Annotated in this window: 14 protein-coding genes; 5 read left to right on the forward strand and 9 right to left on the reverse strand. The window is 62.7% G+C overall.

The window, feature by feature from the left end; all coding sequences use genetic code 11:
• Positions 1 to 51 precede the first annotated feature (51 nt).
• The 7 genes from NR193_RS15155 to NR193_RS15185 form a co-directional block, all read right to left on the reverse strand.
• Positions 52 to 2,013 (reverse strand): acyltransferase family protein, encoded by a 1,962-nt coding sequence (locus NR193_RS15155; RefSeq protein ID WP_256751612.1) that lies wholly within the window; start codon positions 2,011 to 2,013, stop codon positions 52 to 54.
• 71 nt (positions 2,014 to 2,084) lie between these two features.
• On the reverse strand, positions 2,085 to 2,231 hold the full coding sequence (locus NR193_RS15160; RefSeq protein ID WP_256751613.1) for a hypothetical protein: 147 nt from the start codon (positions 2,229 to 2,231) through the stop codon (positions 2,085 to 2,087).
• 25 nt (positions 2,232 to 2,256) lie between these two features.
• Complete coding sequence (locus NR193_RS15165) at positions 2,257 to 2,511, reverse strand: GlsB/YeaQ/YmgE family stress response membrane protein (RefSeq protein WP_091583325.1); 255 nt, start codon at positions 2,509 to 2,511, stop codon at positions 2,257 to 2,259.
• A gap of 110 nt (positions 2,512 to 2,621) precedes the next feature.
• Complete coding sequence (locus NR193_RS15170; RefSeq protein WP_256751614.1) at positions 2,622 to 2,825, reverse strand: hypothetical protein; 204 nt, start codon at positions 2,823 to 2,825, stop codon at positions 2,622 to 2,624.
• A 103-nt stretch (positions 2,826 to 2,928) separates the two neighbouring features.
• On the reverse strand, positions 2,929 to 3,549 hold the full coding sequence (locus NR193_RS15175; protein WP_256751615.1) for a ribonuclease D: 621 nt from the start codon (positions 3,547 to 3,549) through the stop codon (positions 2,929 to 2,931).
• Between the two features lie 79 nt (positions 3,550 to 3,628).
• Entirely contained in the window at positions 3,629 to 5,014 is a 1,386-nt protein-coding gene (locus tag NR193_RS15180) for a M20/M25/M40 family metallo-hydrolase (protein ID WP_256751616.1), read from the reverse strand.
• A 329-nt stretch (positions 5,015 to 5,343) separates the two neighbouring features.
• Positions 5,344 to 5,808: a DUF2231 domain-containing protein gene (locus NR193_RS15185; protein WP_256751617.1), complete on the reverse strand. Its 465-nt coding sequence runs from the start codon at positions 5,806 to 5,808 to the stop codon at positions 5,344 to 5,346.
• Between the two features lie 182 nt (positions 5,809 to 5,990).
• On the opposite strand from NR193_RS15185, the gene polA reads away from it, so the two are divergent.
• On the forward strand, positions 5,991 to 8,954 hold the full coding sequence (gene polA, locus NR193_RS15190) for a DNA polymerase I (protein WP_256751618.1): 2,964 nt from the start codon (positions 5,991 to 5,993) through the stop codon (positions 8,952 to 8,954).
• Positions 8,955 to 8,961: 7 nt separating this feature from the next.
• Positions 8,962 to 9,450 (forward strand): macro domain-containing protein, encoded by a 489-nt coding sequence (locus NR193_RS15195; RefSeq protein WP_256751619.1) that lies wholly within the window; start codon positions 8,962 to 8,964, stop codon positions 9,448 to 9,450.
• 9 nt (positions 9,451 to 9,459) lie between these two features.
• Here the strand turns inward: NR193_RS15195 and NR193_RS15200 are convergent, their stop codons facing one another.
• Positions 9,460 to 9,864: a Fur family transcriptional regulator gene (locus tag NR193_RS15200; RefSeq protein WP_256751620.1), complete on the reverse strand. Its 405-nt coding sequence runs from the start codon at positions 9,862 to 9,864 to the stop codon at positions 9,460 to 9,462.
• Between the two features lie 76 nt (positions 9,865 to 9,940).
• Positions 9,941 to 12,136: a caspase family protein gene (locus NR193_RS15205; RefSeq protein ID WP_256751621.1), complete on the reverse strand. Its 2,196-nt coding sequence runs from the start codon at positions 12,134 to 12,136 to the stop codon at positions 9,941 to 9,943.
• Between the two features lie 243 nt (positions 12,137 to 12,379).
• Between NR193_RS15205 and NR193_RS15210 the strand changes: the two genes are divergently transcribed.
• The 3 genes from NR193_RS15210 (at position 12,380) to NR193_RS15220 (ending at position 15,771) form a co-directional block, all read left to right on the forward strand.
• Positions 12,380 to 14,584: a caspase family protein gene (locus NR193_RS15210; RefSeq protein WP_256751622.1), complete on the forward strand. Its 2,205-nt coding sequence runs from the start codon at positions 12,380 to 12,382 to the stop codon at positions 14,582 to 14,584.
• 105 nt (positions 14,585 to 14,689) lie between these two features.
• Positions 14,690 to 15,070 carry a hypothetical protein gene (locus tag NR193_RS15215; protein WP_256751623.1) on the forward strand — a complete coding sequence of 127 codons (381 nt, stop codon included), beginning with the start codon at positions 14,690 to 14,692 and terminating at the stop codon, positions 15,068 to 15,070.
• Entirely contained in the window at positions 15,067 to 15,771 is a 705-nt protein-coding gene (locus tag NR193_RS15220) for a hypothetical protein (protein WP_256751624.1), read from the forward strand. Before NR193_RS15215 ends, NR193_RS15220 begins: the two co-directional genes overlap by 4 nt.
• Positions 15,772 to 15,773: the final 2 nt, after the last annotated feature.

Here is a 15,773-nt window from a genome sequence, read left to right on the forward strand (position 1 = left end):
AAGAACTACTTCGAAAACGCCGGGTACGCTTCCGTCAAAACATGAAACGCTCTAGAGACCCGCTGCCTTTGCCAGATACGGCGCCAGCGCCAGTGCGTAGGTTGCCGTCATATGGTGGTAGTCGCGCCAGACTATGATGTTGCCGACGACGGCCGAACAGCTGTCCCTGGTGCAGAGGGCATCGTTCATGTCGATGACATGGACCCCCGGCAGCGTCGCGGCGGCGAGGGCAAAGACGTTGCCAGCCTCCACTTCCTGTCGCGCGGTGACGCATTTGTCGGGATTGGCGGCCAGACAGTCGCCGGGGTCGAACTTGACGAACGGCGTGTTCCTGATGGCGATGATGTGCACGCCCGCCGCATTCAACTCGCTCCAGATGCCGCGCAGACCTTCAACCATCGCCGGCTCCGGGGTGCTGGAATAGTTGGACTGGCTGGTGAACATCAGGTCCGGCCGCAGTTTGCCGATCTCGGCCAGCACATTGTCGCGCCACTTTGCGCAGGCTTCATACGGCTTGCCTTTGTCCATCACCATCACACGGGTGAAAGGGCAAGCCGCCTTGGTGAAGGTGACCAGTTTCCATTTGCGGTCGTGGGCAATCTTGTCGATGGCCGGGATCCATTGCGCGGCGTGCGAATCGCCAATGACGACCACGGTCCTGGCGCCATTCGGGTCGCCGAGCTGGCAACCGACGGCCTGCGTGCTGTCCTGCTGCTGATGACATTTCCAGCGGTAGACGATCGGCACGTCATTCTTGAGTTTACCCAGTGGCGGGATCAGGTCCACGCCGGGCGGAACGGCGGCGTTGGCAAGCAGCGCTGCAGGCCCTGGATAGTTCGATGTGCCAATCAGGCTGATACCGACGTCTTGACGGCCGGGCGCGTAGCCGAGGCCGCCAGCCGCCATCACGCAGACGGCAATGGCGGCCGAACCGTAGATCAGGGGGCGCCATTCAACATCGGACCGCGGCCGGCGGTATCGCTGTTCGACGTAGCGGTAGGACAGGTGCGAGATCGCAAGCGTCAGCACGACCAGCCCGAGGCCCTCAAAGAGCCCGACTGCAGCGCGGTGTGCCGAATAGAAAACGATCAACGGCCAGTGCCACAGATAGATCGAATAGGAGCGGTCGCCGATATAGCGAAGCACGGCGACGTCGAGCCCGCGAAACTGGCCAACCCGGATATCGCCGGCCGCAATGATCAGCACCGTCCCGAGCGTCGGCAGCAACGCGTACGCGCCCGGAAATGGCGTCGAAGCGGAAAGGAAAAGCGCTGAAGCCACGATGGTGCCAATGCCAATCATCATCATCGCGGCGCGCAATGGCAACGCTGCCGTGAAACGGTCGATCGTCAGTGCCAAGAGCCCGCCGAGCGCCAGTTCCCAGAGGCGGGTGTGGGTAACGAAATAGGCTTCGGCCGGATCGGTCCGGGTGATCAGCACCGAGGCAAGCAGTGATCCAATGAAAACGAGGGACAGCGCCGCGAGCAAAGCGCCTTTCGTGGACTGTCCCAGGCGCCGAGCCAGCCGGATGGTTGCCGCCATCAGCAGCGGCCAGACGATGTAGAACTGCTCCTCGATCGAGAGCGACCAGTAGTGCTGCACCGGGCTCGCCGCTTCCTCCGCTCCGAGATAATCGACCGCCTGCCACGCAAGTCGCCAATTCTGCACATAGAGCGCACTGGCCGCTACCTGGATTGCCGTTTCTTCCCATCGCGCCCTGGACAGGAAGACCAGCGTTCCCGCCAGTGTCGCGAGAAGGGCCAGCAGCGCCGCCGGCAGCAGTCGCCGCACCCGCCGTGAATAGAATGCGACCAGCCAGGCGTGGCCATCGGCGACCGCCATGCGGGCAAGCAAGCCGGTGATGAGGAAGCCCGAGATGACGAAGAAAACGTCGACCCCTACATAGCCGCCGGGAAGAGCCGCGGGCCAGAGGTGGAAAATCACCACGAAAGCGACGGCAACGCCGCGCAGCCCTTGAATCTCGGGCCGGAATCCGTGTTTTTCAACAGGCACGGTGACGTCTGGAATGATCAGGTAAGACCCCTGTCGAGACCCTCGGCGCCATAGCGGCACCGGCCATGCCGTCAGTTCTGCTGGATGGAAATGCCCTTGTCGTCGATCTTGAGCTCGACCCCCTTGGGTTTGCTCTCCTCGCGATAGACATAGATGCCAAGCGCGATGACCGCGACCACGAGCGCGCCAATGACGAGATAGAGTGTGTTCTGCTTCACGGCGCGCTCTTTTCTTTGTCGAGCCTCACGCTCGTTTCAGGACCTTGACCAGCACCAGCAGGATGATGGCGCCGATCGTTGCGTGGATGATGGAGGCGAGAATGCCGCCGCCGATGGAGAAGCCGATCCGCGGAAAAAGCCAGCCGGCGATGAACGCGCCGACAATGCCGACAATGATGTTACCGATCAGGCCGAAACCGAAACCCGAGACGATGAGACCGGCGAGCCAGCCGGCGATGGCACCGATGATGATGAACACGAGAAGGCTTTCGACAGCCATAACGATTTCCTCCGAGCTAGAGGGCGACGGCAGAGCGGAAAGCCCCGAATCGGCCTCGATATCAACGGTCTCACGCTATTCGAAAGCAGTCCGCCTCGCCAGCGGTGCGCTCATTGATCATCATCGTCGCTTGCGGCAGGGCGCCAGCTGGTTGGCGCGACCTTCTTCTGCGTGTGGCTGTCGATGTAGACCCACCAGCCGCCGTCGCGGTATTGCGCGATGGATTCGTTGACGACGCCGTCGCCGTCCTTCCAGGTGACGGTGACCTTGGAGCCGTCGGTCGGCGCGGTCGCTATCGGCTTTCTGTCCGCCATGTCATCCCCTTTTGAGCCGACAGAACGCTGCGGCTCGCATCTGGTTCCAAACCGGCCTTCGGCCGCGGAAGGTCGCCAGCACCGTCAGCGTCGCCAAGGACCGTCAGCTATGGGCGAAGATATCCTCTTCGTCCCAGCCCATGAGATCGAGTTTGGCACGCGTCGGCAGGAAGCGGAAGCAGGCATCGGCTTCCTTTGTCCGACCCTCTCGCGCCAGCCGCCCGGCCAGCACATCGCGCAGCCGGTGCAGATAGAGCACATCGGACGCCGCGTATTCGAGCTGCTCGGGCGACAGCGTTTCGGCCGCCCAGTCCGACGATTGCTGCGCCTTGGAGAGGCCGACGCCGAGAAGTTCGAAGCAGATGTCCTTCAGCCCGTGCCGGTCGGTGTAGGTGCGGGTCAGGCGCGAGGCGATCTTGGTGCAGAACACCGGCTCGGGCATCACCCCGAACGCATTGTAGAGCACCGCGAGGTCGAAACGACCGAAATGAAAGAGCTTGGTTATGCTGCGGTTTCTCAGCAGGCTGACCAGGTTCGGCGCCTTCTTCTGGCCGGGCGCGATCTGGATGACGTCGGCTGTGCCGTCGCCCGGCGAGATCTGCACCACGCACAGCCGGTCGCGGTGCGGGTTCAGCCCGAGCGTCTCGGTGTCGATGGCCACCGCCCCGACATCGTAGTGCGAAAGGTCGGGCAGGTCATTCTTGTGGAAACGGATATCGGCCATTGTCTTCTCCGGTCGCGGCGCGCTCCGTCCTCGCCGCGATCCGCAGAAAAATCAACATAAAGTTGATTCTCACGTTCCTTTAGCGCGTCAACGCATCCAGAATGCGCGCCCAGGAGCGCTGGCCCTTGTGGAAGGAGTTGAGCTCGTATTTCTCGTTGGGCGAATGGATGCGGTCGTCGTCGAGGCCGAACCCCACCAGCAGCGATTCCATGCCGAGATAGGTCTGGAAGTCGCCCACCACTGGGATCGAGCCGCCGCTGCCCGTCGTCACCGCCGGCTTCGGCCATTCGTCGGACAGCGCATTCTTGGCCTTGGCCAGGAACGGCGAGTCGTACGAAAGCTGGATTGCGGGCGAGCCGCCATGCGGGTGGAATTCGACCGAACAGTCGGCCGGAATGCGCTCCTTGACGAATTTCTGGAAGGCGGCGCGGATCTTCTTTGGATCCTGCTTGTGGACGAGGCGGAAGGACACCTTCGCCGAGGCTTCCGCCGCGATCACCGTCTTGAAACCTTTGCCGGTGTAGCCGCCGATGATGCCGTTGAACTCCGCCGTCGGCCGCGCCCAGGTCAGTTCCAGCACCGAACGGCCCTTTTCACCGGACGGAATGGACAGACCGACAGGCCCGAGGAAGGTCTCGGCCGTCTCGCCAAGCGTTTCCCAGGATTTCAGGATCTGCGACGGCGTTTCCTCGACACCGTCGTAGAAGCCGGGGATGGTGATATGGCCATCCTTGTCATGGATATCGGCCAGCACCCTGGTCAGGATACGGATCGGGTTGGCGGCCGCCCCGCCGTAGAGGCCGGAATGCAGGTCGCGGTCGGCGGCTTTCACGGTGATTTCCTCACCGACCAACCCGCGCAGGCCGACGCAGATCGACGGCGTGTCGCGGTCCCACATGCCGGTATCGCAGACCAGCGCGAAGTCGGCCTTGAGCTCGTCGGCATTGGCCTCGAGGAACGGCTTGAGCGACGGCGAGCCGGATTCCTCCTCGCCCTCGAACAGGATGGTGACGCGGCACGGCAAATTGCCATGCACCTGCTTCCAGGCGCGGCAAGCCTCGACGAAGGTCATCAACTGGCCCTTGTCATCGGCCGAGCCGCGGCCGGTGATCACCTTGTGGCCGGGCTCGACCTCCTTGATCGCAGGCGCGAACGGATCGCTTTCCCACAATTCGATCGGATCGACCGGCTGTACGTCGTAATGGCCGTAGAACAGCACATGCGGCGAACCGGCCGGACCGTCATGATGCGCAACGACCATCGGATGGCCTGGCGTGTCGCGCACGCTGGCGTCGAAGCCGATCAGCTTGAGGTCGGCCACCAGCCATTCGGCGGCCTTGCGGCAGTCGGCGGCATAGGCCGGGTCGGTGGAGATCGACTTGATCCCGAGCAGGCCGAACAGCCGTTCGAGGCTCTGGTCGAGGTTCTTGTCGAGGCGGTCGAGGACGGGGGAAACTGCGAACATTTGCGAAGCCTTTCGATTCAGTGCCGGAACCGTAAAGGCAGACCGGGAAAACGAAAAGCCCGAGACCGTTGGACCACGGCCCGCAACGTCTGTCGAACGACAAAAAAAGACCGCCGTGGTGGAGGGGGAACCACGGCGGCCTCTACTCGAAACGATGCGGCAGCCCGGAGAGGGGGGATAGGCTGCCGCAAGTGCCCGGGATAGGCGGGGGACGGGCCTTACTCCGGACTTCGGCGAAAACTGCCGATGACGTGTATTTGTGTCTTTGAACGTGGCGATTCAAGGGCGCGAAAATTACACTTTTGTAACATGGCCGTGAACGCTGCAGGTTAGCCAGCGGCGTGGGCGACATTGACTCCAAGTTCATAAACCAGCTGGCCGCCATAGTAGGCGGTGGTCATGACCAGGGCCGCGCCCAGAAATTCCACGGCGGGCACTGCCGCGGCAAACCGGCCGCTCAAGCGAATGTCGCCCCACCACAGAAAGGCACGCACAGCGGCCCAGATGACAAAGGCAGTCGCGGTGGCCATGCCGAGACTTTCATGAATCTCGGCGATCTCGCTCGAGAACCCCCCGTTTTCGGCAATGGTGAGTGCCAGATCGCCAAAGAAGTACGTGACGATGGCGGAAAGCCCTGCCAGGAGGGCCAACCCGGTCGAGGCATTTGCCGCGGATGAACGCCCGGTCACCGCTTTGCCGCGAAATGCGGCGACCATGTCGAACGCAGCGAGCGTGAGGAAGAAGACGATGGGAAAGTGGACGAGAACAGGATGAACATGCTGCAGTGAAATCATATTTTAGCCTCGGGTTCCGGTTGTCTACCGGTTCCGTCCGCAGGACCGGCTACGGCCCCCCACTAGCAACGCGGACCTGTCAACTCGCTGTCAGTCGCGACCGCCATGCGCGAAGCTGGATGGCAGCAAAAAACCAGCCTTGTCAGTGGACGCGATGCCGGCCCCGCGCTATCCCTGCCGACATGAAAAAAGGCGATCATCTCTTCCTTGTCGACGGCTCCGGCTACATCTTCCGTGCCTATCACGCGCTGCCGCCGCTGACCCGCAAATCCGACGGTTTGCCGGTCGGTGCCGTTTCCGGCTTCTGCAACATGTTGTGGAAGCTGATGCTCGATGCCCGCAACACCGATGTCGGTATCGTGCCGACGCATTTCGCGGTGATTTTCGACTATTCCTCAAAAACCTTCCGCAACGATCTCTATCCCGAATACAAGGCAAACCGTTCGGCGCCGCCGGAAGACCTGATCCCGCAATTCGGCCTGATCCGCCAGGCGACCAGGGCGTTCAACCTGCCTTGCGTCGAGATCGAGGGCTACGAGGCGGACGATCTTATCGCGACCTATGCCAGGCTTGCCTGCGAAGCGGGCGGCGACACCACCATCATCTCCTCCGACAAGGATTTGATGCAGCTGGTCGGCGCCACGGTCGGCATGTACGACCCGATGAAGGACCGCCAGATCGGCATCCCCGAAGTCATCGAGAAATGGGGCGTGCCGCCGGAAAAGATGGTCGACCTGCAGGCGCTGACCGGCGATTCCGTCGACAATGTGCCCGGCGTGCCCGGCATCGGGCCGAAGACGGCGGCACAACTGCTCGAACAGTTCGGCGACCTCGACACGCTGCTGGCCCGCGCCGGCGAGATCAAGCAGGACAAAAGGCGGGAATCGATCATCGCCAATACCGACAAGGCGCGCATTTCGCGCCAGCTGGTGACGCTGAAGAACGACGTGCCGGTGGCCGAAGGGCTGGACGACTTCGTCCTGCACGCGCCTGACGGGCCGAAGCTGATCGGCTTCCTCAAGACCATGGAATTCACCTCGCTGACCCGCCGCGTGGCGGAAGCGACAGGAACCGAGGCTGGCGATGTCCAGGCCGTCGCCGTCATCGTCGAACGCGCAGACGCGGCACATGGGCCGGATGTCGGCGCGGGAACGTCCACTGCCGCCGAGACGCGACCTGACCGGGTCGGTGAAAGCGGCACGGCGGATGAGGCGCCGACGGCTGAAAAACCCAAGGTCGGCGACACCCCTTCCCTGCTCGCCGCGCTCCGGCTCGAAGCCGCGACTGCCCGCAAGATCGACACCGGCGCCTATATCGCCATCCGCGACGCCGCAACGCTGAAAGCGTGGATAGCCGAAGCAAGGGAAGCCGGCATCGTCGCCTTCAACGCCGAGACCACGTCTTCCGATCCGATGCAGGCCGAACTCATCGGCTTCTCGATGGCCACCGCACCCGGCCGCGCCGCCTATGTGCCGCTGACTCACAAGAGCGGAAACGGCGACCTGCTCGGCGGCGGCGCGCTCGAGAACCAGATCCCGGTCCGCGAGGCTCTCGCACTGCTGAAGCCGCTGCTGGAGGACAGATCGGTTCTCAAGATCGCGCAGGAGCTGAAATCCAGCCTCGTCGTCATGAGTCGCCACGGCATCGACGTCGCACCTTTCGACGACACCATGCTGATTTCCTACGTGCTCGACGCCGGCACGTCAGGCGGCCACAGCCTGGCGGCGCTATCGGAAAAATGGCTTGGCCACGCGACGACGCCGCTCAAGGAACTGGCGGGTTCCGGAAGAAGCTTCGTCGGCTTCGAACAGGTCGATATCGACAAGGCAACCGCCTACGCCGCTGGCCATGCCGATGTGGCGCTGCGGCTCTGGCTGGTGCTGAAGCCGCGGCTTGCCGCAAAGGGGCTGGTGTCGGTCTATGAGCGGCTGGAAAGGCCGCTGGTGCCGGTGCTGGCGCGCATGGAGCAGCGCGGCATCTCGGTCGACCGGCAGATCCTGTCTCGGCTCTCGGGTGAACTGGCGCAGGGCGCGGCTCGCCTCGAAGAGGAAATCTACCAGCTCGTCGGCGAGCGCATCAACATCGGCTCGCCCAAGCAGCTCGGCGATATATTGTTCGGCCGCATGGGCCTGCCCGGCAGCTCGAAAACCAAGACCGGGCAGTGGTCGACCTCGGCGCAGCTGCTGGAAGACCTTGCCGCCGAGGGCCACGAACTGCCGCGCAAGATCGTCGACTGGCGCCAGCTCACCAAGCTGAAATCGACCTACACCGATGCGCTGCCCGGCTTCATCCACCCGGACACCAGGCGCGTCCACACCTCCTACGCGCTGGCGGCGACGACGACGGGCCGGCTGTCATCCTCCGACCCGAACCTGCAGAACATTCCGGTGCGCACGGCAGAGGGCCGCAAGATCAGGACGGCCTTCATCGCCGACAAGGGCAACCGGCTGGTCTCGGCCGACTACAGCCAGATCGAGTTGCGGGTGCTCGCCCATGTCGCCGAAATCCCGCAGCTGCGGCAGGCCTTCGCCGATGGTGCCGATATCCACGCCATCACCGCGTCGGAAATGTTCAACGTGCCCGTAGAGGGCATGCCTTCGGAAGTACGCCGGCGCGCCAAGGCCATCAATTTCGGCATCATCTACGGCATCTCCGCCTTTGGCCTCGCCAACCAGCTGTCGATCCCGCGCGAGGAGGCCGGCAACTACATCAAGAAGTATTTCGAGCGCTTCCCCGGCATCCGTGACTACATCGAGGAGACCAAGGCCTATGCCCGCGAGCACGGCTTCGTCGAGACGATCTTCGGCCGCCGCATCCACTATCCCGAGATAAGATCGTCAAACCCCTCGGTCCGTGCGTTCAACGAGCGCGCCTCCATCAATGCCCGGCTGCAAGGCACGGCGGCCGACATCATCCGCCGCGCCATGGTGCGCATGGACGAAGCGCTGGAAAAAGCGAAGCTCTCCGCCCGCATGCTGCTGCAGGTGCATGATGAACTGATCTTCGAGACGATCGAGGCCGAAGTCGAGGCGACAATCCCCGTCGTTCGCCATGTCATGGAGAACGCGGCGATGCCGGCTGTATCTATGTCGGTGCCGCTGCATGTCGACGCCCGCGCCGCCAACAACTGGGACGAGGCGCATTGAAGGTACGATGATTGTCTTTGTCGCCGGAGACCTGCTGACCGCCAAGGAAAGCTACATCGCTCAGGGCGTGGCAGAGGGCAATCAAGAGGGCCTTGGCACCGGACTTGCTCTGAAGATTTCGAAGAAGTGGCCAAATGTGCAGGCTGCGTTCAAAAAATATGCTCGGGCCGGCAAGTTCACGGGCGGTCAAATCTGGACATTGGAACCAGACGGCAACCAGCCAGGCTTCATTTATCTTGCTACCCAGCCAGATATGTATCACGCCACGCTCCCCTATCTGCGGAAAGCAGTTCGCGGTCTTGCGAAGTGGGCCGACAAAAACGGGATAGAATCCATCGCCTTGCCCAAAATCGGATCAGGACTTGGCAAATTGTCCTGGAACGACGAGGTGAAACCCTTGCTAATAGAGCAACTTACACTGGGGCCAACGCGGTACGTGGTCTATGAGACATTCTTGAACGAATTCGAGAATACAGCACCACTCCGGTTCAAGTAGGAAGCTAGCTCAAGCCGCTTCCGCCAGGCACTTTGCACACGTCCCGCGAAATTCGATCACCGCCTTCTTGGCGGCGAAGCCGGTGGAGCGCACCCATTCGTCGAGCCGATGGTCGACATCGTGGTCGGACATTTCGGTCACTTGCCCGCAGGTGTCGCAGATGGCGAAGGCGGTCATCGAATGGCTGTGGTCGTGCGGCTCGGCGCAGGCGACGAAGGAATTGATGCTTTCCAGCCGGTGCACGAAGCCGGACTTCACCAGCGTGTCGAGTGCCCTATAGACTTGCAATGGCGCGCGAAAACCGCGCTCACGCAGCTGGTCGAGCAAGGTGTAGGCGCTGAGCGGCCCGCTGGCGGTCTCAAGCTTCTCGAGCACGCACAACTGGTTTTTCGTCAGCACATCCCTTGCCGCCATGATCCGGTTCCAACTTGTCTTTGCGTCGCTTGCGCAATCCCTGCCCTTTCCAGATAGCGACGAACAGCCGTTTTTGCTACTGTTTCTGCCTGACAAAGACGATATCTCCGCCTTCATGGCCCGATCGCTCGATCGGGCGGTACTGGGGCTCCTGGTCGGCATTGCCGACAACCAGCGGCAGAATGTAGCCGTCATACAGTTCACGCGCCGAAAAGGCGTCGTGCTTCATGTCCTCCAGCCCGGTCAAAAGCGCCTTGGCGAAGATCGAATGGCCGGCGCCGCCAGTATCCTCGACGGGCTCGTTGTTGCCCGACGAAATCAGAATGCGTGTGCGCCGCTGCGCGAGCCTGAGCAGCGTCCGCTGGCGGTCGTCGTCGCTGATCCTGGGTGCCGTTTCGCCACCCCCACGCAGCAGCGCGCCTGAAAAGCAGGAATCGGAAATGATCACCACCTTGTTGGCCTGCATCCGCTGGATGGCTTCCGAAATCGTCGATGCCGACAGATAGCTGATCGGCACGCCGGCCTCGGCGTCGACCGGAACCCAGAAGGCGATCGTAGTCTTCTCCTCGTAGATACCATGGCCGGCAAAGTAGATCAGCACCGTGTCCTTCTCGCCGGCGACGAGGCCGATCTTGTAGAGCAGCGTCTCGATGTCATGCCGGGTCGCGTCTTTCAGGAACAGCGGAAAGGTGGCGCCGCCCGGCAGCCTGGCTTCGGTCACGAACCCATAGGTGCCGGTCAGTATGGCGACAATCGCGTCGGCATCGGCAAACGGCGTACGCAACGTGTCGAAGCCGGTGCGCGTGCGGTCATAATCCTGGTTGGCAATGATGACGGCATAGCGCTTGCCCTCGCCTTCGAGCGCCTGTTTGTCGCCCTCGAACAGAAACTCCAGCTGCCTCTCATGTGTACGCCCGTCTGCCGTAAGGGCGACGATTTCGACGGTGTTGAGCCCGGCCTTTAACTTGGACGTATGAGCAAAGCGGCCGCCAGACTCGAGCTCGGCAATCTTGCCATCAACCAGCACCGCTTTGACCGGCGAAGACCAGTTGACCTGGCCTTCGATCTCGACCTCCGCCTTTTCCATCGCCGCCGCACCCCGCTTCGGCACCGGCTTGATGATGACGATCGGATCAACCGGCGGCAGACTGAGAGAGCGGTCCGAGAACAGCGAGAATTCCGGATCGGTGGATTCGACGCGGTATTGCTGCCGTGTGTTGGCTTCTGCTTCCGGCAATTTCTTCAGGCTTTCCGCCATCGCCCGAACCGTCACGCTATCCTGGTTCTGGATGACATTGGCCAGGCGAAAGGTGAAGACGCCATAGGTAGTCTTGGCGCCCTGTTCGCCGAAGGTAAACTCCACCGATTGCGAGTCACCGATGCTGGCATAGAAAACCGCCAGTTGGCCGTGGTTCGGCTGCAGCGGGGTAGAGGCCATGTAGTCGGCCGCCAGCAAAGAAGGCCCCTCGCTGCCGGTATCGAGGCTCCATACCGTGCTGCCGCCCGCCTTCTCCTGCTGACCGGTGATGTCGGCCTCAGAGGCGTAGCTCGTATCGATGGTCACCGCGACGTCGACCTGCCGGTTGCGCAGATTGGTGATGAAATCCGAAAGATCATGCGCCGAGATGAGTTCGATGACGCCGTCCTGCTGTTTGTTCAAGGCAAGGAACAGGCCGGCCCCCTCGATCCAGCCGATCGCGCGGGCCGATTTGCGCCCCTGATTGACCAGATCGGCCTGCCAGATGTCCTGTATCGAGACGTCCTTGAAGGGGTCGCGCACCTCCTTGGGGATGAGCCCTTCGATCAGGTCGCGCGCACGAACGGAATTGCCGCCATAGTGAAGCAGAAGGCGGTCGCCGCAATTGACGCGCTCCAGCGTCTCCTTGAACATCTTGGCGATCTCGGCCCTGCTGGCATAGCGACCAACCATCAGGGCAATGTCGTCGTCGGCGACGCCACGCGCGACAAGGGAGGTATAGAGCAGCTTGACGTCGTTGTCCGGCCCCCGCAGCAGCGGAAACGGGTCGCCCGAATTGGTGGCGCCGATCAACATGGCATGCATCTTCGACGCAACCGCCCGATCGCATTTCGGTGCGGCGATCTTTTCGGTGGCGTAGTCGACCAGCGGCGTTGTCGCGCCCGGCACGTGCTCGGCAAGATAGTCGTAGTAGGTGTCCGTCGCTGTGACCGCCGGGGAGTCTGCTTCCTGCAGCTCCTTGCCGACGGACAGCCCGGCCTCCGCCGGCATCACGATAGCGATTGTGGCGAGCATCGCCATAAACAGCCATGCGATCAAGCATTCTGCGCCTGTCGCGCATTTCCGCGGCCCCCGCCGGTCCGGCATGGCCATCTCCGCCCAAAACCCAGTTCCATGACGATATTGTCGATTGGGCATGATGGAAATGAGGCAAATGCCGATTGTGGGTTGATCGCCATCGCGACATTCAAAATACTGACAAAATCCTCGACGAGGGTGGCCTCGCTTGGGAAATTCGATCGGGCTTGGGGAAGCAATATGATCAAATTGACACGCCGGACGCTGCTTGTCGGCACGTCGGCGCTGATGGCGGCCGGTGCGGTATCTTTCCGAGCACTGGCGGCATCGCGCACCTACCATGCGCTGCTGGTTGCCTGCACGGAATATCCGAACCTGCCGCAGAGGAACTGGCTGATCGGGCCGAAGAACGATGCCGGCCTCGTCCATGAATATCTCTTGAAGAACGTGCCCGATCCGGTGCGCTTCGCACCGGAGAATGTCACGCTGCTCGCCAAGGACGTGCCCGGGGCCAGTGGCTTGCCGACCCATGCGGCGATCAAGGCGGCACTCGTCGACCTCGCCGCCAAGGTGCAGCGCGACGATTTCGTCTATCTGCACCTGTCGGGCCACGGCGCCCAGCAGCCGGAGAGGGTCAAGGGCGACGAGACCGACGGGCTCGACGAGATTTTCCTGCCCGTCGACATCGACAAATGGATCAACCGCGATGCCGGCGTGCCGAACGCGCTGGTCGACAACGAGATCGGCGCCGCGCTCGACGCCATCCGCGACAAGGGCGCCTTCGTCTGGGCTGTGTTCGACTGCTGCCATTCCGGCACCGCGACACGCGCCGTCGAGGTCGACGACGAGATGGAACGCAAGGTCGAGTTCGCCGACCTGGTGGGCGGCGGCGAGGCCGAGCGGGCCGCTGCGATCAAGGCCTATGAGGAGATGACATCCGCCGCCGGGTCGCGCGGCGTCGACGAGAATGGCGCGCGCAAGCCGGCCTTCAATCTGACCCCGACCGGTGGCGAGCCGATCACCAAGGGCAAGCTGGTCGCCTTCTATGCCGCGCAAACGGTCGAGACGACACCGGAGATGCCGCTGCCCAAGGGCACGGCGGACGCACCCCGGTTCGGCCTGTTCACCTTCACCATCCTGTCGAAGCTGGCCGAGAACCCCAACGTCACCTATCGCCAGCTTGGCCAGGCCGTGCTGCAGCAATATTCGGCCGACAGCCGCACGCGGCCGACGCCCTTGTTCGAAGGCGAGCTCGATGCGCGCGTGTTCGGCACCGACAAGACGGACGCCGTCATGCAGTGGCCTGTCGTCATCAAGGACGGCGAAGCGACGATCGGTGCCGGCCTGCTGCATCGCCTCACCCCTGGCAGCAAGCTCGCCATCCTGCCGTCGGCGCTGTCGTCGCTTTCCGACACCGTCGGCTTTCTCGAGGTGCAATCGGCGAAGAACCTCGAGAGCCGTGTCAAGCCGGTGGAGTTCGACAACAAGCCGGCGCTCAAGCTCACCGACATTCCAGCCAATGCCTATGCGCGGGTGGCGGAAATCGCCGTCGACTTCAAGCTCGCCGTGGCGCGGCCGGCGGCGACCAAGGGACTTGAGAAGGAAACCGCTCTCGTCAATTCGGTTCTCGACGAACTGGCAGCAGCCAAGGAGACCGGCTTCAACATCGAACTGGTCGACGCAGGCAAAAGCGCCGCGCTTCGCTTTGCGGTAATGCGCGAGAATGCCATTGCCGGCGCCGCCAGGGACGCCACCGACAAGCCGGCGCTGTGGTTTCTGCCGGCGTCTGGTGACGTCACCTTGAAGGACGGCAGCAAGCCGTCGCTGATCATCATCCACATGGATGACCGCCAGAAACTGGTCGATGCCACGACGAGGAACCTGCGCACCATCTTCCGCGCCACCGGGCTCTCGCGGCTGGCCGCGGCCTCCGACTACAAGCCCGAGGACGTAGACGTCCAGTTCCAGGTCAAGCGCCGCGACAAGGACGGTCTCGAACCCCTGCAGGCTTCGGTGGTGCCGCGCGTCTCGCCGGGCGACGAGGTGCATGTGCTGGCGAAAAACGCCTCGGACCAGTTGGTCGACATCAACGTGCTCTATGTCGGCAGCGACTATTCGATCACCCACATCGTTGCCGAGCGCCTCGCCCCGCAGGCCACGCTTGAGGAAGGGCTGCTGGCCTTCACCGACACCAGCTTCGGCATGGAAAGGATGATCGCGGTGCTGAGCGAGGCGCCGCCCGAGAGCGAGAAGGAGGATCTGAGCTTCCTGGCGCAGGATGGCGTCGCCTCGAAGACGCGCGGGCTGGGGCCCGCCAGCTTCTCCGACATGCTGACCGATATCGGCATGGCGCCGCCGACCCGCTCGGTGATGCGGCTTGCCGACAAGAGCGGCCCGAAGGGCGCGGTGATGATCTTCCCGATGGAGACGGTGCCGCGCGCTTGATGGGATGCCGGCAAGAGGCCGGCTCTTGCGCGATTGGCGCGATATGAGAACATTCCCGCAGCGGCCATGGCGCAAAGCGGCTTGATGAAGCAGATAGGATCGGTCTTGAAGAACACTGTTTTTTCCTGGCGCGGAACGGTTGCCGGACTTGCAGGCGGCCTGTTGCTGATCGCCAATGCCTCGGCGGAGGACGCTTGCGGCCTGTGCGCCAAGCAGATTGTCACCAACTCGGAACTGGCGAGTTGCTTTCTCGATCAGTACGACCAGATCGCCAAAAGCAGCAGCGACGCTGTCGTGGTCGACCTCAGCAGTTGCGCCTCGCGCGGCGTGGTCGAGGCGCTGCCGTCACCGACCAAGGCGGAGCAGCAGCCGGACGTGCAGTTCATGATTTCCCGTCCGCAGCTCGACTGCCTGAAAAAGCAACTGGAGGCGCCCGGCATCGTGCTTGATCCCTCGGCGACTATCAAACTGGATAGCTGCCAATGAAGAAGCCAGCGGGCACTACCAGGCAGGCAGCACCGGCCGCGACCGCAAAGGCACCGGCGAAGGCGGCGTTGCCGGCGACCACCGAGGGCTTTCCGTGGCCGAGCAGCCACGAGATCAAGAAGGAGAGCAACCCCTTCACCGACCGCGACTGGCGCATGCTGGTCTATGCCTGGTCGGGCATGGCAGTGCGGTTCGCCGTCATCTTCACCTTGATGTTCTCGATCTACCAGTTCCTGGCCAACCAGGAACAGAAGCGCGTCGAGCAGACCATGTCGCTGGTCGAGCTCTGGGAGACCAAGGACTACCAGCAGGCGCAGCGCGCCCTCAAGGATCGTCTTGCGGCGCTCAACGCCAAATATGACAATCTGCTCAGCGCCAACCCGTCGCCGACCGAAGAGCAGGTTTTCCGGCAGCGCATCGGCATCGAGGCGATGACCGCTTCCGGCGGCGACATGCCGCTCGCCGATTTCAGCGACAATTTCGACCGCATCGTCTATTTCCTCAACCGCCTGTCCTTTTGCGTCGACGGCAATCTGTGTTCGCGCAAGGTGAGCGACGCCTATTTCCGCGACTATGCCGTCTCGTTCTGGAGCTATTTTGCCGGCTATGTCGACAAGCAGCGCAAGGCGGGTTCCTCCACTTTCGCACTGCCGATCGAGACCTATGTGCGCAATGGCTCGCCTACCGCCGAAGCGAAATAGTT

It is taken from the genome of Mesorhizobium sp. Mes31 (genome assembly GCF_024519675.1).
GTDB lineage: Bacteria > Pseudomonadota > Alphaproteobacteria > Rhizobiales > Rhizobiaceae > Mesorhizobium.

Coding starts and splice junctions, on each gene's coding strand:
- NR193_RS15205 (WP_256751621.1), bottom strand. CDS start 12,136: ATGCTCGCCACAATCGCTATCGTGATGCCGGCGGAGGCCGGGCTGTCC.
- NR193_RS15195 (WP_256751619.1), top strand. CDS start 8,962: ATGATTGTCTTTGTCGCCGGAGACCTGCTGACCGCCAAGGAAAGCTAC.
- polA (WP_256751618.1), top strand. CDS start 5,991: ATGAAAAAAGGCGATCATCTCTTCCTTGTCGACGGCTCCGGCTACATC.
- NR193_RS15200 (WP_256751620.1), bottom strand. CDS start 9,864: ATGGCGGCAAGGGATGTGCTGACGAAAAACCAGTTGTGCGTGCTCGAG.
- NR193_RS15175 (WP_256751615.1), bottom strand. CDS start 3,549: ATGGCCGATATCCGTTTCCACAAGAATGACCTGCCCGACCTTTCGCAC.
- NR193_RS15220 (WP_256751624.1), top strand. CDS start 15,067: ATGAAGAAGCCAGCGGGCACTACCAGGCAGGCAGCACCGGCCGCGACC.
- NR193_RS15185 (WP_256751617.1), bottom strand. CDS start 5,808: ATGATTTCACTGCAGCATGTTCATCCTGTTCTCGTCCACTTTCCCATC.
- NR193_RS15170 (WP_256751614.1), bottom strand. CDS start 2,825: ATGGCGGACAGAAAGCCGATAGCGACCGCGCCGACCGACGGCTCCAAG.
- NR193_RS15165 (WP_091583325.1), bottom strand. CDS start 2,511: ATGGCTGTCGAAAGCCTTCTCGTGTTCATCATCATCGGTGCCATCGCC.
- NR193_RS15210 (WP_256751622.1), top strand. CDS start 12,380: ATGATCAAATTGACACGCCGGACGCTGCTTGTCGGCACGTCGGCGCTG.
- NR193_RS15180 (WP_256751616.1), bottom strand. CDS start 5,014: ATGTTCGCAGTTTCCCCCGTCCTCGACCGCCTCGACAAGAACCTCGAC.